Source organism: Lacticaseibacillus styriensis (assembly GCF_030770295.1).
Taxonomy (GTDB): domain Bacteria; phylum Bacillota; class Bacilli; order Lactobacillales; family Lactobacillaceae; genus Lacticaseibacillus; species Lacticaseibacillus casei.
The window spans coordinates 2,054,621-2,074,445 of record NZ_CP132483.1 but is presented as its reverse complement, the minus strand read 5'-3'; the positions used below and the strand labels follow the sequence as shown (position 1 = coordinate 2,074,445).

Genomic DNA, 19,825 nt, shown 5'->3' with positions numbered 1-19,825 from the left:
TTAAACGATGGGCATAGAATACACTCAAAGGGGTGTGGGATTCATGGTCATATCGCGGGCGCAACGCATTAAAATTCTGATTGTTTTAGGGATGATGTCGTTATTGACGGCGTTGTCCGGATCGAGTACGAATCTGGCCATGCCCAGAATTTCTGAAGACTTGATGATTTCCAGTAGTGCGGCGACCTGGATTGTGTCCATTGGCCTCATTACAACAGCGGTTTTGTTGGTGATGTTCGGGCATATCGGCGATTTAGTTTCCAAAAATTTGGTCTTTCTGATTGGCGAAGTCGTGTTTATCGTTGGCTCGCTGTTGACGGGTATCGCACCGACCTATCTGACTATCATGGCAGGTCGGGTGGTTCAGGCGGTTGGTTCGGCGATGATTATGGCCAATTCGATGGGCATCATTAGCCAATATTTCCCGGATGCGAATCGCGCAGAAGCCCTTGCTGTGATCTCGATGTTCGTGTCGCTGGGATCGATTTCCGGCCCGGCATTCGGTGGTATCCTCATTACTTGGGCGAGTTGGCGCTGGATTTATTTATTCAATGTGCCGGTGGGAATCCTGATCGTTTTGGCCGGCATGCGTTTGTTGCCATTACGGCGGCCGGCGCATGGTGAGATCAGGCGCATCTGGCAGCAAGCTAACTGGACCGGGCAGAACCTGTTCACTGGTGGGATGATTTTGATGTTCGCCAGTGGTTACTGGCTGCAACAGCCAAAACAGCTTTGGCTGGGCGCAGGCATTTTGGCAGGCGGCATCCTGTTAACGATTCTGGCATTTATTCAGGATCAACGCTCGCGCTCGCCGTGGATTGCGCCGAGCATTATGCACAATCCGGACTATTTGATTTCGGTGAGCGTGTTGTTGATTGTGATGCTGGTCAATTCGGTATCGAATATTCTCCTCCCATTCTACCTGCAGAGTTACGGCGGCATTTCCGCGTTCGCCAGCGGCTTGCTGATGATGTTGCAGAGTGTCACGATGCTGATGATTACGCCATTTGCCGGTTGGCTGGCCGATCACTGGAATCGCTATTACCTGACGATTCTCGGCTTGTTCGTCCTGATCATCTCGCAAATCGGGTATGCCAGTTATCCCGCCAAAATAACCATGGCGCCGATCATCTGGCCGATTGTCGCCAATGGTGCGGGAATGGCCTTGTTCCTGTCGCCGAATAACGCCTTAACCATGGGCGCCGTGGACAGTAGCCTCTCCGGGGTTGCCGGTTCCATGAACTCGCTGGCCCGCACAATCGGGTTGACCATTGGCATCAGCTTCGGCGCCACCTTGCTGTTTGCCCAACTGCCTGGCGTGACCCGTATTTCGCCACAATCTGGCGAACCATTTTTACACGCCCTAGCCACAGTCTTTTGGTTAGCCACTTTGGTTTCCGTCGTCGGTCTGGTGATTGTGGTGTTCCGGAGCATCCGCAGCCGCAAAAATGGTAAGACACTCACTAATAATAAGTAATCGCTTTGAAAATAATTAGCAAGAACTTAGCAGCAGAGCTGGTTCTTGCTTTTTTAGTGAGCACATGAATAGCAAGTTGTTTGACAGAAGCGAAAATTATTCGAACAAAACACACAATTTCATGAAAACTGGTAGAAATTATGCCAAAAGTGCGTGTTATTTAATATTTGGGCTGCTGCAACTTCCAATATTGCAGCAAGTTTTCAATGTCACTCCTTGCCAGCGAGACAAACTTTGCTATTTCTGGATTTAATGCGCTATCTAAAACATTCGTATAAGCCTTGTACGATTTGTTATTTGATACTAGGTTTAACCTTTTTACGAGACATTTTCTGACAACGCGGTTTTTTTATCCAAAATTGAGGGTTTACTTATTTACATTAATGAGATTCTAATGTAAGGTAAGTTCAATCATTTTAGGAGGGAACAAGATGAAATTTAGAAAAACAATGGTTGCGGGCACAACAATTGCGCTCGCCGGGGTGTTAGCAGCCTGTGGTTCTAATTCAGCAAGCAGTAAAGGCACCTCCATTACCCGTATGGAAAGTGATGTTATCTCCACGATGGATCCGTCAACGAGCACGGATGCGATTAGCGGTCAGGCATTGATCGATACGATGGATGGTTTGTACCGTTACTCTGGCAAGGATTTGAAACCGGCGATTGCCAAAAGTCAACCGACTGTCTCTAATGACGGCAAGACTTATACGTTCAAATTGCGTAATGCAAAATGGAGTAATGGAGATCCGGTTACGGCGCAAGACTTTGTGTTTGGTTGGCGGCGGACAGTCGCACCTAAGACCAAGTCAGAATATGCGTATCTCTTTTCTGGCGTGAAGAATGCCGATGACATTACGGCTGGCAAGAAAGCTACCAGCACTTTGGGCGTCACAGCGGTTAACAAGACAACTTTGAAAGTCACTTTGGATCATGCTATTCCATATTTCAAGACGATGTTGGTTAACCCAGCATTCTTCCCGCAAAATGAGAAGTTTGTCAATAAGGCCGGTAAGAAGTTTGGCACAACTGCCAAGTATGCCTTATCCAATGGTCCATACGTATTAAAGAACTGGAATGGCACTGGCAATACTTGGAAAGAAACCAAGAACAAGACTTATTGGAATGCCAAGAACGTGCATATTGACACCTTGAATGGCCAGGTTATCAAGGATCCGCAAACTGCCTTGAATCTGTATCAGTCAAAGAAACTTGATATTGCGCAGTTGTCTGGTGAACAAGCTGCTAAGGCAAAGACAATGGCAGATTACAAAGGCTTGAATCAGAGTGCTATCTTCTACTTGGAACTTAACGAAAAGAAGGTTCCAATCTTTAAGAACGCCAAGATTCGTCAAGCCGTTTCAGCTGCCATTAACCGGAGTGAATATATCAAGAAGGTTTTGAACGACTCCTCAATTGCTGCCAAAAATGTTACGCCTGAAGGCCTCTTCATCAAGGGCGGTCAGGACTTCTCAAAGGTTGCATCTAAAGCTGATGGGTCGGCAACCAAGTACGATCCAGCCAAGGCCAAGAAGTTATGGACAGAAGGTTTGAAAGAAACCGGTCAGAGCGCACCGACACTTGAGCTGACTGCTGATGATACAACCCAAGGCAAACGTTCTGCTGAATATCTCCAAAGCACGTTAGAGCAGAACTTGCCAGGACTGAAGGTCACCATTGCGAGCGTACCATTTAAGACGCGTCTATCCCGTGCCCAAAATGGCCAGTTCGATATGATTTACTCGGGCTGGAGTGCTGACTTCCCAGATGCCATCTCGTTCCTTGACTTGTTCACGTCTGATAACTCCTATAATGATGGTAAATGGTCCAACTCCGAGTATGACGCTTTGATCAAACAATCAAAGACAACCGATGCCAACAATCCGACTGCTCGTTGGAACACCTTGCTAAAAGCACAGGAAATTCTCACCAAGGAACAGGGCGTTGTACCACTGTATCAACGTGTTCAGGCAACGCTGCAACGTAAGACCATTACCGGTTTGAAATACAACCCAACGAGTTCTTACGACTTTGTTAATGCAAAGGTTAAGTAACTCGATGCATTGGAACAATCAAAAATAAAGGCTTAACACTTTAATCATTAGTTCTCATGAACGGCGTTGTCACGTGTTTTGCGGCGGGACAACGCCGTTTGAGTAAAAGCCAAAAAAACAGGAGTGAAACATGGCTAAATATATTTTAAAACGGATCGGCTTCTTGCTCCTGACGCTGTTTCTTGTTGCCACCATTACTTTCTTCCTAATGAAGTTACTGCCGGGGACCCCGTTTAATAATCCGAAAATTCCGGCAGATCAACTGGCAATTTTAAAGAAACAGTATGGACTGGATAAGCCGGTTTGGATGCAATATCTCACGTATATGGCAGGGATCACGCATGGTGACTTCGGGATGTCGTACCAGTATCCCGGTCAAACCGTGTCCGGGCTGATCGTTTCGCGAATGGGACCGTCACTGCAAATTGGTGCGCAAGCCATGGTTGTTGGCACACTCGCCGGCATCGTGCTCGGTGCGATTGCGGCGATTCGGAAGAATACCTGGGTGGATGCCACCGCGACAATTTTCGCGATTCTCGGCCGATCCATCCCTAACTTCGTGTTCGCTGCGTTGTTACAACTGTTTGCTTATAAAACTGGTGCTTTCCCAGTCGCATTGTGGGGCGGCTTTACGTACAGTATTTTACCGACGATCGCTCTTGCCATTGCACCACTGGCTCAGACGGCGCGGTTTATGCGTACCGAAATGGTGGATGTGCTGAGTTCGGACTATATCGAGCTCGCGCGGTCCAAAGGCGAATCACGCTGGCAGGTCGTTGCTAAGCATGCGCTGCGTAACTCCATGATTCCGATTGTCACCATCATCGGGCCAATGGCAGTTGACTTGATGGTCGGCTCACTGGTTGTCGAGAATATTTTTGCGATCCCCGGCATTGGTGAACAATTCGTTAAGTCAATCACGACCAACGATTATCCGGTGATCATGGCCTTGGCAATTCTTTACAGTGCAATGTTGACCGTTATCATCTTAATCGTTGATATTCTCTACGGCTTCATTGATCCACGAATTCGACTGAGCGGGGAGGCAAACTAATGGCAACAACAAAATTAAGTCCAGACGCATTCAAGCATGTCAAAGTGAATACGGCTGAACAGGAACGCATTGCCAAGCCTGCGCTGACGTTCTCACAAGATGCGATGCGGCGATTGAAGAAGAACAAAGCCGCGCTCATCTCACTTTGGATCTTGATTATTATTGCGGTCATTTCGATTCTATCTTTGTGGCTGTCACCTTCGAATCCTAATAAGCAGAACCTGAACTATTCCAATTTGCCACCAAAATGGCCAGGCGTTGACTTGCCAGGATTAAACGGTTACCTGAATGGCCAAAATAAATATGCCGGCATGGGCAAAAATGTTTACTACTTGCTCGGCACGGATTACCTCGGCCGCGATCTGCTATCCCGGATCATGGTCGGCACCCGCGTTTCATTGTTCATCGGGATTGTCGCAACTTTCTTCGATCTGACCATCGGGGTTTTCTATGGCATCATCTCCGGATGGCGCGGCGGCATGACCGATACCTTGATGCAGCGTGTCATTGAAATCATCTCCAGTGTGCCAAACTTGGTTGTCGTTATCTTGATGTTGCAAGTGTTCAAACCAGGGATGACGTCCATCATTTTGGCAATTGCGTTGACTGGCTGGGTCACCATGGCCCGCCTGATTCGGGCGCAAACACTGCAGTTAAAAGATCAGGAATTTGTCTTGGCGGCCAGAACGCTTGGCGAGTCGAGTGTCAAAATCGCGTTCAAGCATTTGATCCCGAACCTGAGCTCCATTATCATCATTCAAACCATGTTCACGATACCAACGGCCATCTTCTTTGAAGCCTTCCTGAGTTACATCGGGATCGGGCTGCCAGCGCCAACTGCCAGTCTTGGGACGTTGTTATCCGATGGGCAGAAGAACCTGCAAGTTCTACCATATCAACTGCTGTATCCGGCGATTGTCATCGTTGTCCTGATGCTGGCGTTCAACTTGCTAGCTGATGGCTTGCGTGACGCGTTTGATCCTCGTAGTGAACATTAGGAGGTGGCAAAATGACTAAAATTCTGGAAGTTAAAGATTTGGAAATCGACTTTGCCACTTATGCCGGTCCGGTGCACGCCATTCGGGATGTCAGTTTTGACCTTAACAAAGGCGAGACGCTGGCGATTGTTGGTGAGTCTGGTTCCGGGAAATCTGTTACCGTACGTACCGTGATGGGCTTGTTGGCGCCCAATGCCAAAATTACCCACGGCGAAGTGCTCTTCGATGGCGTCGATATTCTCAAAAAGTCCGAGAAACAGCTGAATGCCATGCGCGGCAATGATGTTGCCATGATTTTCCAGGATCCGATGACATCGTTGGATCCGACCATGACGATCGGCAAACAGGTGGCTGAGCCGTTAATGCTACACAACAAGATTAGCGAATCCGACGCCTTGAAAGAAGCCGAACGGGTGCTGGAACTGGTCGGCATCAAGGACGCAGGTGGCCGATTGAAAGATTACCCGCATCAATTCTCCGGCGGCCAACGCCAACGGATCGTCATTGCGATTGCGATCATCAATCACCCGCAAATCCTGTTAGCCGATGAACCGACAACAGCGCTGGACGTGACGATTCAGGCACAGATCATTCATCTGTTAAAAGAAATCCAGTCCAAAATCGATACGTCAATCATTTTCATCACCCATGACCTCGGCGTTGTTGCCGGGATCGCTGATCGCGTGGCGGTTATGTATGCCGGTAAAATTGTCGAATACGGCACCGTTGACGAAATCTTTTACAATGCCCAGCATCCGTATACTTGGGGCCTGCTGGAAGCAATGCCGACACTGGAAACGAAGAGCGACCGGCTGTACGCGATCCCCGGCACACCACCGGATTTGCTTGATCCGCCAAAAGGAGACGCGTTCGCCCCACGTAATCCGTATGCGATGGCCATTGATCTTGAACAGGAACCGCCTTTCTTCAAGATCTCGCCAACGCATTCAGCCGCGACCTGGCTGTTAGCTCCAGGTGCGCCGAAAGTGGAGCTGCCACCGGAAATCGCGCGGCGGCATGCGCTGTGGGCAAGTAAGCATCCAAACGAAAAGGTGGTGAACTGACATGGCCGACGATAAGAAGAAAGTCCTTGTTTCCGTTAAACATCTGGTTCAGACGTTTAACGCCGGCAAGAAAGACGAAGTTAAAGCAATTCAGGATATCTCGTTTGATATCTACGAAGGCGAAACCCTTGGCCTTGTTGGCGAATCCGGTTCCGGGAAAACTACAACCGGCCGCGCCATCATTCGGCTGTATGACCCAACGAGTGGCGAAATTTTGTACAACGGCCAGGACATCGCCAAGCTCAAAAACGGCTCGAAGCAGATGTTGGCTTTCCGTCGCGATACGCAGATGATTTTCCAGGATCCGTATGCATCGTTGAACCCCCGGATGAAAGTCAAAGATATCATTGCGGAAGGCATCGATATCCATCATCTCGCTAAGGACAAGGCGGATCGAGATCACCAAGTCGAACAGTTGCTGGAAGAAGTTGGCTTGAACGCCGACCATGCGACCCGTTATCCCCATGAATTCTCCGGCGGTCAACGCCAGCGGATCGGTATTGCCCGGGCGCTTGCGGTGCAGCCTAAGTTTATTATCGCAGACGAACCGATCAGTGCGCTGGACGTGTCCATTCAGGCTCAGGTGGTTAACTTGCTGAAGGACATTCAGGATCGCCAAGGGCTGACCTATCTGTTCATTGCCCATGATCTGTCGATGGTGAAGTATATTTCCGATCGCATTGCGGTCATGCACTATGGCCGTCTGGTCGAACTGGCCAGTGCCGACGAAGTTTATTCCCATCCACTTCATCCGTACACGAAGAGCCTGCTGTCCGCCATTCCTGTCCCTGACCCAGATGTCGAGCGAAAGCGTATCCCGATTCCATACGACGCCAGCAAGGTCGAAGGTGACAACAAGCAACGTAAAATGGTCGAGGTTTATCCTGACCACTATATCTTTGCCGCTGACGACGAGGTGGCAGCGTATAAGGCCGAGGCTGAAGAGGACCATAAGACACCAGCTGGAACCGCTGCGGAGTAACACTGAACATTCGCTTGCTCCAGTAGCATTTGCGGCAAGTCTTATTAAAGTAGCGTTTGATTTATAAGAGTCGGGAGCACGTAAAAGTGTTGCCGGCTTTTTGGCATGAGTACGAATGAAAACACTTGTGATAAGGACTTCTGCAACTGTGTGAACTTGTGATGCATTAATCCGAAACTTGTTAACATTCGCTAAATATTGCCAAGGCTGAATTGAATTTTGACTTCAAGATGACGCTTTCTGGTCGCGGGTCTGCTACACTATCCTCAAAGGAAGTGTGCAAGGAATGACCAAGTTTTATTTTGTGCGGCATGGACAGACCGAGACGAATCTGGCACGCCGCTTTAACGGTGGGCGTACTGACACGCCGCTGACGCCGTCTGGCCGCGCTGGGGCAATGGCAGTGGGACGATTTTTTGAAACAACCGGTTTTGCTGGCATCTATGCCAGTCCGATGCCGCGGGCACAAACCACCGCAAAGCTCATTGTGGCTCAAAGCAAGGTGGCGCAACCGGCGATCATCACCGAAGAAGATTTACGTGAAGTCGATCTGGGTCAGTGGGACGGTCGCCCTTTGGCAAAAGTTCAGGATGATCCCCAAATCGATAATTATTATCATAACCTGCTGGCATTTGATTATAAACGAATCGGCGCCGAGTCGTTTGAGCATGCGTTGACTCGCGGACGCCGCGTGATCGCGCGAATTTATGATCAACATCCGGACGGCAAGGTGCTCGTGGTTGCCCACGGCTTGCTGGGGATGTTGCTGCTGAGCACCTACCTTGGCGCAGACCTCAACAACGCTCGCGATGAAATGGCCATGCCGCCGAATAATAGTATCAGCGAAATCGATACCGATGACGGCGAAGAATTTACCCGCGGCACCTTGTGGGCATTTGTCCCGAGTGCGTTATAGAACACGAAGGATCAGTTAATCATTTGTCCCCGCCGGAATGCGCTCTTTTTTCCCGCTTATCAAGCCAATATTTGGCGCTTCCCCCACGCGAGCGCTTACAATAGTAGTGGAGATGTATTGGCACGTTAATGTGGGGTTCGTACACCAGCGTTGTGTGAGAATAGGCCGTCTTTAGATTATTAAATAATAATATAAAATCTTTTGATGGTCGCTCGTTTCATTTAATGTTAAAGCATAACGCCGTACATTAAAGGTGGGGGACATGATGTTAGATAATATCGGAAAATTAGTACATCAACAACGCCGCAGTTTGAACCTGACGATTGAAAAGCTGGCCGAGCGTTCGGGGGTCTCAGTAAGTCTGATATCCCGTATGGAACGCGGTGATGTCAACAACATCAGCGTTAAGAAGTTGACTGACATTGCACAAGCCTTAGACATGGAGGTCGGTGATTTCTTCATCGCACCGGAAATGAGCGATATTAATACGTTAGCGTTGGTGAAGTACTTGACTGGCTTGCCGGAAACCGAGCGAGCACGCGTTTCCGAGGTACTCATGCAGGTGATTAATCTTTGAGTGCGGTCATAGGTTGAAAATACGCCAGTTGCGGTTAAGTGGCTGGGTAATTAGAAAATCGGTGTTAGCGGCAATTGTTGCTAGCACCGATTTTCTTTGTTGTTGATTGGCAGCGTGCAGGTAGTGTCAAAAGGATGAGCGCTCTTGATGGCCGTTCCCCTAATCAGGCATTTTGCGCTCGGGGCTGTTCGCTAATCAAAAAATCGCGTATACTTAGTGCACTGAATTCACATCCAAGGAAGCCAGCTAAGCCGCACAAAGGCTGTTGGCTGCCTGCCAAGTAAAAAGGAGGAAATAACTTCATGACATTCGAAGCAGTTCTACCATCACTGAAAAATGGCCAAAAAGCCGTTCGTACCGGTTGGGAAGGCACCGAGCTATACGTTCAGCTAGTTCCGGAAGGCAAATTTGAAGGCGACACATTAAATCCGTATTTTCTGATCAAAACCGCGGATGAAGCGTTCAGCTTGTGGTCCCCGACTGACTGTGACATTCTCGCTGAAGACTGGCAACTTGTTGACGCATGATAGCATTCGATTTTAGCGGCAAAACAGTTGTTGTGACTGGTGCGGCATCGGGAATTGGCGCGGCTCAGGCGGCGGCGTTTACGGCAGCGGGAGCGCGGGTTGTCGGCGTCGATCTTCAACCCATGACAGGGCTGGCCGTCACCATTCAGGCAGATGTCAGTCAGCCTGCAACGGCAGAAACTATCGCCCGTGACTATGCGCCTGACATTGTCTGCAACACGGCCGGCATTCTGGACAGCTATCAAGACGTCGCCGCCACTGATCTGGCAACCTGGCAGCACATTCTTAACGTTGATCTCACCAGCCAGTTCCTGATGATCAAGGCGTTGTTGCCAGGGATGCTCAAGCGCGGCCACGGCATTTTTATCAACATGAGCTCCATCGCCGGATTGGTGGGGGGAGGCGGCGGTGTGGCTTACACAGCCGCCAAGCACGCCGTTATCGGGCTCACCAAGCAGTTAGACCTTGACTACGCCGCAAGAGGCATTCGCGCCAATGCATTAGCGCCAGGCGCCATCGACACGCCCATGAACGCCGCTGACTTCGCCGGTGACGGGAAAATGGCCGCGTGGGTGGCTAAGGAGACGCCGGCCAAGCGTTGGGCCAAACCAGAAGAAGTCGCCCAGGTATCCCTTTTCCTAGCCAGCGATGCCGCCGATTACATTCACGGCACCGTCATTCCTATTGACGGCGGTTGGTTAGAAAAGTAAACTTGAAACATTGTTAAGATGATGTTAATTGAATCGGAAGCGCACACCGCTTCCACGACGATACTTATTTCCTTTGATCGTCGTTATTACTGGCAAAGCCACAAAGGAGAACAATATGCAAACAACATCAATGTCCCATCGTTCAATCGTCAGTCTCACCAAAACCGCGATCGTCGCCGCAATCTATGTGGTCATGACCCTGATGCTCAGCCCGCTAAGCTTCGGGGTCGTACAAGTCCGGTTCTCTGAGATGCTCAACTACACGGCGCTCTTCAATCGCCGGTACGTCTGGGCGGTTACGTTGGGTGTTTTTTTGGCCAATTTAGCCTCGCCAACCGCACTACTCGACGTACCAGTCGGCACACTAGGCACTCTTGTCTTCATCGTGATCAGTCGCTGGGCAGCCAAATTCGTCCACCAAAAATGGGCCAAATTTGCCATCATGGGCGTCCTCTTCGCCTTCTCGATGTTCACGGTCGCCGGTGAACTCACAATCATGAGCAGGGTACCATTCTGGGCCTCTTACGCCACCATTGCCCTTGGTGAGGCAGTCTCAATGGCAGTCGGCGGCGTTGTGATGATGGTGCTGACCCGGTATGTGGATTTGGACAAATAAACTTAGCAGAAACCTGTTGGCTAGTGATGTGAAGCAAAAAGCTCGCACTGATCACCGGCAGATTTAAGAATCAATCAAAAATAACACCGAGAAGATTTCCGTCATCTCGGTGTTATTTTTAAAATTGAGGCTTATGTGAAGCGCGTCTGTAGGTAAAAACAGATGGCACGCTACTTCTTAAGCGTCTGCATGACATCCTTGGCAATCAACGTGTAATAATGCACGCGGCCGGCATCGTTAGGGTGAACCCCATCATCGGCAAACCAGTCATCATTGCCCCCAGCCAGGTAATACCAATCAATCACATGCAGATTGCTATGCGACTTAGCCGCCGAATGAATCAGCTTATTCACCGGGTCAATCCACGCTTTACCCGGCGCATACGCTGTCACCCAAAAGACTTGGCGATTGCTGCCCAGCTGGTCCAAAATGCCATTAATGTCCGATTCCGTCATCGGACCATTCGTACCAAGGCTAATCACGACAGTATCATCTAACTTGCCTTCGGACTTGAGTTGACTGATAATCGCGGGCGCTGCCTGCACTTGCCGGCCAACTTCAGCGTCGATCGACATCTTCGGGAACAACACCTTGAGGTAAGCCGAGCTACCCAGCATGACCGAGTCGCCAATAGCTGTAACAGGTAAGTCCTTAGCCGCCGTGATATCGCTATCGGTTAGCCCGAAAAGCCGGTACTGATTGAGAACTTTTTCTTTTTTAACTTTAGCTTTGGAATCGTTTTGAATGCGTTGACGCGTCTGCTGGTTAACGGCAATCGCTTGTTCAGATTGATAGTGGCGGAAATAAAAGAAGCCACCAACGCCGGCAATCAACAAACCTAGCGCGATACACAATATCCAGTCCCGCAAACGCAGCGTATGTTTTTTCATGATCAGTAAGCCCCCAAAAGTTACGTTGCTTTTATTTTAAACTAAAATCCAGATGAGTCTGGTTACAAGTTAGGGTCATTCTGGCGGGTTTGCTGGAAATTGTAAAGAGATTGTAATAAAGATAAAGACGTTGGTAATGAGAACTACTAGCAAGGAAGTATTGGAAATTTGAGTTTTAACTTTTTGGTGCAGAAAACTGATTTCTATTTGGAGATGGGTAGACTTAAAGGGCTATGCTAGGGTATTATGCTTTGGAGTGGAATTTTAAAAAGTTCTTCATTTGTGTGGCTGCACAGTCTGCGGCTCGTTTTTTTAATTATGGTTACTAATTTTGATTAGGTGGGGAAGAGTTAATGAACAAGCAGATCGACCTTTCGCAGTTGTGGGATGTATTCAAACGCAGCTTTGCGGCAATGATTATTCTTGGAATCTTAGGTATGGTGGGTGCATATTTCGGAGCGAAGGCCTTTATTGCACCTAAATATGAGTCAGATACATCGTTGCTGGTTAATCGGAAACAGCAAGAAGATCCGAACATGCAACTAAATGCGCAACAAGCTGACATTCAAATTATTAGTACATACAAGGACATCATCACTCGCCCGGTGGTTTTACAGCAAGTGGCCAGCGATTTAACAAGTCCACAGCGAGTATTAGTAAAAAAAGCTAAGAAGGCTGTTTATGGTACTCGCTATAATTCACTTACAGGTGTACAGGAAAGATATGTCAAGGAAGAGGCACAACCAGCTCAATACAAATTAAGACCGGCAAGGTACTCTAATCTTTCTGAAGAGGACTTATCCAAGATGGTCTCAGTTTCCACACAACAAAATTCTCAAGTGTTTACAGTTAGTGTTAAGGATACTAATCCAGTTCGTGCCAAAGACATTGCGAATGAAATTGCAAAGGTATTTGAAAAAAAGATTGCTACAATCATGAGTGTTTCAAACGTTTCTGTGGTTTCAAAGGCAACGGCTAATCCAAGTCCCGTTTCCCCAAAGCTAAAGATAGTTGCATTCATAGGGTTAGCGGTAGGAATCATAATCGCGTTTATTTGGGGACTTGTTCGTGAGCTGACAGATCAAACGATTAAGAACATCGATTTCATTACAGATGATTTGGGTTTGGTCAATTTGGGAATTGTTAGTTATGTTCAACATATGAGAAGTATGGATGAGGCAATCCAGGCGCAAAAAAAGACCGATTCAGAAGACGATGTGATAGAGGATCCCAATTTGTCTGGGTTCCCACAACGTAGTCGTCGTCGAGTTTAAGGAGGGGAAAAGAATGAGTTTATCATTTCCAAGGCTTTTTAATCGCCATCAAGAGGATCAGGAAACCCAGAGGAACGGGGTGATGCTAGTTACATTCGCCGAGCCTAAACATGTTGTCTCAGAGCAATTTCGAACAGTTCGAACGAATATTGAGTTTGCAGGTGCTGCCTTGCATCGCTGTCAAGTGATTATGTTTACATCGTCTGCAATGTCTGAAGGGAAATTAACTGTTTCGGCTAACGTGGCTGTTACTTGGGCTCAAGCTGGTAAAAAGGTCTTATTGATTGATTCAGATCTGAGACGACCAACAGTTCATGCTACTTTCAGGACGTTAAACTTAGACGGCGTCACGACAATCTTAACTGGTAAGGATAAAGCTGGTGACGTCATTGAGGATACTTTCGTTGACAACTTAAGTGTACTTACATCTGGACCAATTCCGCCCAATCCTTCTGAGCTTCTAAACTCGAAACGTATGGTAGAATTAATGGATTGGGCAAGGACAAAGTATGACGTTGTAGTCCTTGATGCGCCACCAGTCTTAGCTGTATCTGATGTGCAGGTTTTGGTGCCAAAGACAGATGGAGTTGTTGTTGTGGCTAATATGGGCAAAACTTTAAAAGGAGATCTTCGCAGAACAGTAGAGGTTCTGAAGTTAGCCAATGCCAAGATATTGGGTTCAGTAGAACGCGTTAAAGCAAAACGCGGAGACAGAGGCTATGGTTACGGTTATGGCGAGGGTTCAGGAAGAGAATAACAGAAATTACATTATAAAATATATAATGCAACTGTTTGGCTTAGGGGATATACATGGAGACAAATAATTTAGAAGATGCTTTTCAGCCTATTTTGGTTAAAATGTATCTGTTTGTTTATTTTTGGTTATTACTTATTTTTGGCTTGACCTCAGAGTCGATGATTAGTCCAGTTGATCAACCCTCGGCTTTTCCTAACTTGGTTTCTTCGGGAAATAAAACAGCGTACGTTCTTGCTTCAATACTTTTATTTCTAGGCTTGTTTCACAAACGGTCACTTTTAAATTGGATTATCACGGGGCCCCTTTTCCTAATTGTTATTTACGGATACTTTTTCGTGAATCAGCAAATTCCAGTAATTGGCTTTGTGTTTTTGGTTTGGAGTTCCCAAGTAGTTCCTTTCAGAGATCTAGTTCGGGCAGATTTTTTTTCGAGAATAGTTGTGACTGTACTACTTTTTGTGGGAAATAATCTTCAGTTGCTACCAACAAGTCCGGAAATTCAGTTGGACGATTCAACTCGATTATCTTTCGGTTTTCATCATCCTAATGCTCTAGGAATGTACCTTATGATGATAATGATTGAGGCATTTTATCTGTACGCTAAAGGAAAAAAGTGGCCAGTTTTAGGTTTAGTATTTGGCGGCATACTGATATACCTTTTGACCAGATCCCGCGGTTCTTTCCTGGCGGTCATTAGTTTTGCAGCATTAGTGGGAATGCACGATATTTTTAAGAGTAAAAGCTTAAAGCGCTTGCTGATATATTTTTGCATAGCAGCTCCGTTTATATGTTTTTTTGGATCCTTTGTAATTTCCGTGATTCTCCCTTCCAATTCTAGAGCTTTTCAAACATTAAACGGGTTGTTATCTGGCCGACCGGAACTCTTGAAACTTATATACGAGTATTATGCACAAAAAAGCTTTTTTGGGGCAAGCATTGCTGAATTAGCTAATTCTTACTATGCTTGGTCGATTAATGTCAAATATTTGTTCGTTGATAATCAATATATGTACACGGTAATGATCTTTGGATGGTTTGGGGCGGCTCTTGAAATTGTGTATGCTGTATATTGTGCTCTTCGAGCAAAAATTTATGAGAATTGGTTCTTGTTGTTTTGGCTAACTGCGATGGCCTTTTTCGGTCTTGTTGAAACAAAACTTGTCACCCTGGACATGGCGTTGCCGTTTATGTGTTTGGGTAGCTTAGCAGTGCATTACAAGAGTGAAAAAGTCTTTTCTGAAACAGATGGGGGAAATTTAAAGCTAGCACGCAATTAGACAAGATTTTACTTGAGCTTTAATTTTCAAAATGATGAATTATTGTATTTAAAAACTTTTCGGGGGTAATTTGAATGAAGTTATTGATTGTTGGTGCAGGACTCTTCGGTGCAACAGTTGCTCGTGAACGAGCTTTACAGGGAGACAATGTTACCGTTGTAGAAAAACGTGATCATTTGGCGGGTAACATTTATACAAAAGAAATTGAGGGCATTCAAGTTCATAAGTATGGGGCTCATATTTTTCATACAAGTAACCAGGCGGTATGGGAATATATTAATAAGTTCGCCAAATTTAACCGTTATACCAATGAGGTTATTGCCAATTATAAAGGTGAGATATACAATCTCCCTTTTAATATGAATACCTTCAACAAAATGTGGGGGGTTATTACGCCAAAACAGGCGAAAGAAGAAATTAATAGGCAAAGATCATCTATGGAAGGTAAAACTCCCCAAAACCTTGAAGAACAGGCAATATCGCTTGTAGGAAAAGATATATATGATAAGCTGATTAAGGACTATACAGCTAAACAATGGGGAAGAGATCCTAAGCAGTTACCAGCATTCATCATTAGACGATTGCCTGTACGCTTTACGTATAATAATAATTATTTCGATGATTTATATCAAGGTATTCCAGAAAATGGATATACACAAATTGTTGAAAAGATGTTAGATCAGCCGAACATAAGTGTTGAATTGAATACTGACTTTTTGGCAGACAAAGATGACTATTTATCTAGATTTGATCAAGTTGTATTTACTGGAATGATCGATCAATTTTTTGACTATCGGCTTGGCACCTTAGAATACCGCAGTCTGCGTTTCGAAAGTGAATTGTTGGATGTTGATAACTTCCAAGGAAACGCAGTGGTTAACTACACGGATTCTGCTACTCCGTTTACTCGCATTATCGAGCACAAGCATTTCGAGTTTGGAAAAGGAAACAAAGGCAAAACTATAATTACGCGTGAGTTTCCAGCTGAGTGGGAGAAAGGCAAAGAGCCTTACTACCCTATTAATGATTATAAGAATAATCATCTGTTTACGAAATATAGGGATCTTGGGGAAAAAGAGTTTCCTCAGGTTGCTTTTGGGGGGCGCTTGGGTCTTTATCGGTATTATAATATGGATCAGGTTATAACTGCGGCGCTGCAGTTTGTCAAAGGGGATTTCTTTAAACAAAATTAATCCGGTAGTAAATGTACTTTGACCAAACTCTAAACTTAGTAATCGAGGATTTTTATGACGGTAGTAAAAAACTTTTTGTGGAACATGGGGTATCAGGTTTTCGTTCTGTTATTGCCGATTATTACCATTCCTTATGTCTCTCGAGTGCTCGGGCCAACCGGAATTGGAATAAACGCGTATACAAACTCTGTTGTTCAATACTTCATCTTGTTTGGCACCTTAGGAATAACAGTTTACGGGAATCGAGAAGTTGCTTATCAAAGAGACGATTCACAGCGACTGTCAAATATATTTTGGGAACTCACCTTTTTTAAGTTTATAACTACTGGAATTGCCACGGCTCTATATATTATATTTATTTGTTTGACGGGACAATATGCCCTGTTTTATATAATTCAAGGGCTTCTGTTATTAGCTTCGGCAATTGATGTTTCTTGGTTTTTTCAGGGATTAGAAGAATTTAGAATTACAGTTGTAAGGAATACTTTTGTAAAAGTAATTTCTTTAATTCTGATCTTTACCCTCATTAAGTCAAAAGCAGATTTGTGGTTGTATATTTTAATACTGAGTGGATCCCAATTCATTGGAAACATAACACTTATCCCTTATCTTTCAAAATATGTGTCCAAGCCAGTTCTACGTGATATGGAGATTTGGAAGCACATGAAGCCGACTCTTGTCATGTTTATTCCACAAATCGCTTCTCAGATATACTTGCAACTGAACAAAACTATGCTTGGCTTATATATAGGCGTTCAGGCTGCTGGTTTTTATGATAATTCTGACAAGATCATAAAGATACTTTTAGCAATAGTTACTGCAACTGGTACGGTCTTGTTACCGCACATGGCACATTCTTTTGCCAGAGGGGACCGACAAGCAGTTGTTTCTTCATTAGACAAATCAATGCATTTTATTTTGCTTTTGGCCTTTCCGATGGCAGCCGGTCTTATAGCTGTTTCTCCCGTTTTTACAAGTGTTTTTTTTGGATCAAAGTTTAACGCAGTTGCTATGCTTCTAGCAATTGAATCAGCCGTTATTGTTTTGGTAGGGATTAGTAACGCAATTGGAATACAATATCTTTTGCCGACTAACCAAACGCACCCATTCACCGTTTCGGTTATTTTGGGGGCAGTCACTAATATCATCTTAAATATCCCAATGATTATTGCGTGGGGCGCTATTGGGGCAATGATTGCGACTGTTTTTTCCGAAGCAGTAGTTTCTTTGTATCAACTCGTACGCATTCGACACCAAATGAATGTTTCTCGGCTTTTTGCCGAAACTTGGAAGTACTTGCTTTCGGCCACACTAATGGGTATTTATATATCTTGGTATATGCGTTTTATGCCATTAAGAAACCTTGTGAAGCTTACATCGGCGGTCATACTTGGAGCACTAATCTATGTTTTGATTTTATTGCTATTAAAGCCGCACAAGTTGATTGACATGGTACGAGATCTCAAAAAAACAAGAGTTTAATTTTTTGAACTTTAATAAAGAGGGTTGGGAACTTGCTAATTAAAATTGTAGTAGCAGCGCATAAAGCCGTTCAGACACCGGATGATCCAGTTTACGTTCCTGTATTTGTTGGGAGTACATTCCATAATTCAACGCCATTAGGTTTTCGCAGAGATGATACTGGTATCAATATTTCCGAGAAAAATCCGCATTATAATGAACTAACTGGAGTTTATTGGTCAAAATATAATCTCACATTCGATGCCATAGGATTAGTGCATTACCGCAGGTACTTTATTATTCGAAAAAGCTGGTTTGATAGACAATATCATTTGGTAAACTCAAACGATGTAGAGCGTCTTCTAGGTCATGCAGATGTAGTATTACCAAAGAAACGGCACTATTACATTGAAACAATTGAGTCCCACTTTTATCACTCACATGATCGTATTGGGCTTGATTCTCTAAAACAAGTAATGAACAAGCAACCTAGGGTTTATAGAGAAGCTTTTTCTGAAGTATTAAATGCTAGATCAGCACATATGTTCAATATGTTCATAATGAAGAAGCAGGCCTTCCAATTATACACAGATTGGTTGTTTTCGATCTTGAATCAAGTTGATAGTTTGATAGATTTCGAAAGCTTACGAGGAAATGAGGCAAGAGTTGATGGTTTTCTTGCAGAATTTTTAATGGACGTTTGGATTAAAGCTAATAATGTGTCCTACACAGAGTGTGATTACAAGTTTACAGAAAAACAGCATTGGGTAAAAAAAATTTCTGTTTTTTTGTTTAACAAGTTTAACAAAAATGGCTATGTTACAACGCATATTTCTAATCGTGACAAAAGAAAAGGGGGGCGACCTCTATGACGAAGGTACTGGTCGTCGCTGACTTCTTACCTGCCAGCGGGGTTACAACTTTTATTGAGAATGCTTTTTTAGTTAAGGAAAAAGGATTTGTATTTTCAGGCTTAGCCATCTCAGGAAGTACTGAGAACGAGCAATTGTTCGAGTCTGCGGGATGGTCTTTTTATTCTGTTCCCCCGGCAAATAAGAGCTATGTTAAGCACCTTAAAGGTTGGTTTAACTTCACAAAGCATCACAAAAAAGACTTTGATATTGTTTATTTCAACTATTCAGCGAGCTGGAACATATTACCATTGATCTTTTGCAAAATTATAATGCGTGCTAAAATTGTTGTGCATGGACACAATACCTATTTTGGCACTGAAGTTCATGGCTTGAAAAAAAGTGTCCTGAAATTTCTCCACGTTATTGGGAAATATTTTGCCGCTATGTTTCTTATCAATGCCTTTGTCGCAGTTTCAGAAGAAGCAGCGCGGTGGATGTTCCCTTCATATGTTCTTAAGAAGGGCAGTGCGCAAATAATTCCGAATGGAATTGTATTGGAGAAGTATGCTTTTAATCCAGAGGTCAGATCGAGAGTGCGAAGCGAATGGGGACTTGACGGGGCAACAGTTTTTGCCACTATAGGGGTTTTAGAAATGCGTAAAAATGTTTCTTTTGCTTTAGACGTATTTTATGCAATCCTTAAGCAAGAACCTAATTCTGTTCTACTAGTTGTGGGTGAAGGAACCCAGAGAACAATGCTGGAACAAAAAGCTGCGAAATTGGGCATGAAGGATAACGTCCACTTTTTAGGAAGACAAAAAAAGCTAGAGGATCTTTATAATGGTATTGATGTTTTGCTTTTTCCTTCATTAAATGAGGGACTGAGCTTTACGCTGATAGAGGCTCAAGAAAACAGTTTACCAATTTATGTTTCAAGTAGGGTTCCCCTCGGGCGTCATTTACCAAATTTGATTCATGTTCTTGACTTAAAGAGATCCGCCGATTTTTGGAGTAAGAAGATTATTCTTACAAAGAAACATAGAAGAATTAACGAGACAAAACGAATGTCCGAAATAGGGTATAACCACATTGAAATGCGTAATCGCGTTCTTGAAGTTTTAAGGGGTTTATATCGTGGGGAGTGAGG

General features: G+C 45.0%; 19 protein-coding genes and 1 riboswitch. Of the genes, 18 read left to right on the top strand and 1 reads right to left on the bottom strand.

From position 1 onward, the window contains the following. Positions 1-43 precede the first annotated feature (43 nt). From LACSTY_RS09860 to LACSTY_RS09810, 11 genes are all read left to right on the top strand, one after another. Entirely contained in the window at positions 44-1,477 is a 1,434-nt protein-coding gene (locus LACSTY_RS09860) for an MFS transporter (protein ID WP_087912510.1), read from the top strand. A gap of 431 nt (positions 1,478-1,908) precedes the next feature. Continuing rightward, the gene (locus LACSTY_RS09855) at positions 1,909-3,528 is read left to right on the top strand and encodes a peptide ABC transporter substrate-binding protein (RefSeq protein WP_087912509.1); all 1,620 of its coding nucleotides are present in this window, start codon (positions 1,909-1,911) and stop codon (positions 3,526-3,528) included. A 130-nt stretch (positions 3,529-3,658) separates the two neighbouring features. Then, positions 3,659-4,582: an oligopeptide ABC transporter permease gene (gene opp3b / locus LACSTY_RS09850; RefSeq protein ID WP_010491629.1), complete on the top strand. Its 924-nt coding sequence runs from the start codon at positions 3,659-3,661 to the stop codon at positions 4,580-4,582. Further along, the gene (locus tag LACSTY_RS09845) at positions 4,582-5,580 is read left to right on the top strand and encodes an ABC transporter permease (protein ID WP_025012999.1); all 999 of its coding nucleotides are present in this window, start codon (positions 4,582-4,584) and stop codon (positions 5,578-5,580) included. The genes opp3b and LACSTY_RS09845 overlap by 1 nt, the downstream gene beginning before the upstream one ends. Positions 5,581-5,591: 11 nt before the next feature. Continuing rightward, entirely contained in the window at positions 5,592-6,644 is a 1,053-nt protein-coding gene (locus tag LACSTY_RS09840) for an ABC transporter ATP-binding protein (protein ID WP_010491625.1), read from the top strand. A 1-nt stretch (position 6,645) separates the two neighbouring features. Then, entirely contained in the window at positions 6,646-7,626 is a 981-nt protein-coding gene (locus LACSTY_RS09835) for an ABC transporter ATP-binding protein (protein WP_087912508.1), read from the top strand. 286 nt (positions 7,627-7,912) lie between these two features. Then, complete coding sequence (locus LACSTY_RS09830) at positions 7,913-8,542, top strand: histidine phosphatase family protein (RefSeq protein WP_087912507.1); 630 nt, start codon at positions 7,913-7,915, stop codon at positions 8,540-8,542. 265 nt (positions 8,543-8,807) lie between these two features. Beyond that, positions 8,808-9,119: a helix-turn-helix domain-containing protein gene (locus LACSTY_RS09825; RefSeq protein ID WP_010491620.1), complete on the top strand. Its 312-nt coding sequence runs from the start codon at positions 8,808-8,810 to the stop codon at positions 9,117-9,119. A gap of 302 nt (positions 9,120-9,421) precedes the next feature. Next, complete coding sequence (locus LACSTY_RS09820) at positions 9,422-9,646, top strand: DUF2829 domain-containing protein (protein ID WP_049169265.1); 225 nt, start codon at positions 9,422-9,424, stop codon at positions 9,644-9,646. After that, a complete protein-coding gene (locus LACSTY_RS09815) occupies positions 9,643-10,356 on the top strand; it encodes a 3-oxoacyl-ACP reductase (RefSeq protein WP_087912506.1) in 714 nt (237 codons plus the stop codon). Before LACSTY_RS09820 ends, LACSTY_RS09815 begins: the two co-directional genes overlap by 4 nt. A 19-nt stretch (positions 10,357-10,375) precedes the next feature. After that, positions 10,376-10,474, top strand: a riboswitch (PreQ1 riboswitch). Further along, the gene (locus LACSTY_RS09810; protein ID WP_010491614.1) at positions 10,472-10,972 is read left to right on the top strand and encodes a QueT transporter family protein; all 501 of its coding nucleotides are present in this window, start codon (positions 10,472-10,474) and stop codon (positions 10,970-10,972) included. It overlaps the preceding riboswitch by 3 nt. Positions 10,973-11,142: 170 nt before the next feature. Here LACSTY_RS09810 and LACSTY_RS09805 read toward each other — a convergent pair whose 3' ends face one another. Next, positions 11,143-11,862 carry an acyltransferase gene (locus LACSTY_RS09805; protein WP_151466730.1) on the bottom strand — a complete coding sequence of 240 codons (720 nt, stop codon included), beginning with the start codon at positions 11,860-11,862 and terminating at the stop codon, positions 11,143-11,145. A 353-nt stretch (positions 11,863-12,215) separates the two neighbouring features. On the opposite strand from LACSTY_RS09805, the gene LACSTY_RS09800 reads away from it, so the two are divergent. The 7 genes from LACSTY_RS09800 to LACSTY_RS09770 all read left to right on the top strand — a co-directional run bounded on the left by LACSTY_RS09800 (position 12,216) and on the right by LACSTY_RS09770 (position 19,823). After that, positions 12,216-13,136, top strand: a complete 921-nt coding sequence (locus LACSTY_RS09800) for a YveK family protein (protein WP_087912505.1) — start codon at positions 12,216-12,218, stop codon at positions 13,134-13,136. Between the two features lie 13 nt (positions 13,137-13,149). Next, entirely contained in the window at positions 13,150-13,893 is a 744-nt protein-coding gene (locus LACSTY_RS09795) for a CpsD/CapB family tyrosine-protein kinase (protein WP_306390913.1), read from the top strand. A 53-nt stretch (positions 13,894-13,946) separates the two neighbouring features. Then, positions 13,947-15,170, top strand: coding sequence for an O-antigen ligase family protein (locus LACSTY_RS09790; protein ID WP_087912503.1), 1,224 nt, complete (start codon positions 13,947-13,949; stop codon positions 15,168-15,170). Between the two features lie 74 nt (positions 15,171-15,244). Beyond that, on the top strand, positions 15,245-16,363 hold the full coding sequence (glf, locus tag LACSTY_RS09785) for a UDP-galactopyranose mutase (RefSeq protein ID WP_151466728.1): 1,119 nt from the start codon (positions 15,245-15,247) through the stop codon (positions 16,361-16,363). Positions 16,364-16,417: 54 nt separating this feature from the next. Further along, positions 16,418-17,845 carry a flippase gene (locus LACSTY_RS09780; protein ID WP_087912502.1) on the top strand — a complete coding sequence of 476 codons (1,428 nt, stop codon included), beginning with the start codon at positions 16,418-16,420 and terminating at the stop codon, positions 17,843-17,845. Positions 17,846-17,877: 32 nt separating this feature from the next. Then, a complete protein-coding gene (locus LACSTY_RS09775; RefSeq protein ID WP_087912501.1) occupies positions 17,878-18,696 on the top strand; it encodes a DUF4422 domain-containing protein in 819 nt (272 codons plus the stop codon). Continuing rightward, complete coding sequence (locus LACSTY_RS09770) at positions 18,693-19,823, top strand: glycosyltransferase (protein WP_087912500.1); 1,131 nt, start codon at positions 18,693-18,695, stop codon at positions 19,821-19,823. The genes LACSTY_RS09775 and LACSTY_RS09770 overlap by 4 nt, the downstream gene beginning before the upstream one ends. Positions 19,824-19,825 lie beyond the last annotated feature (2 nt).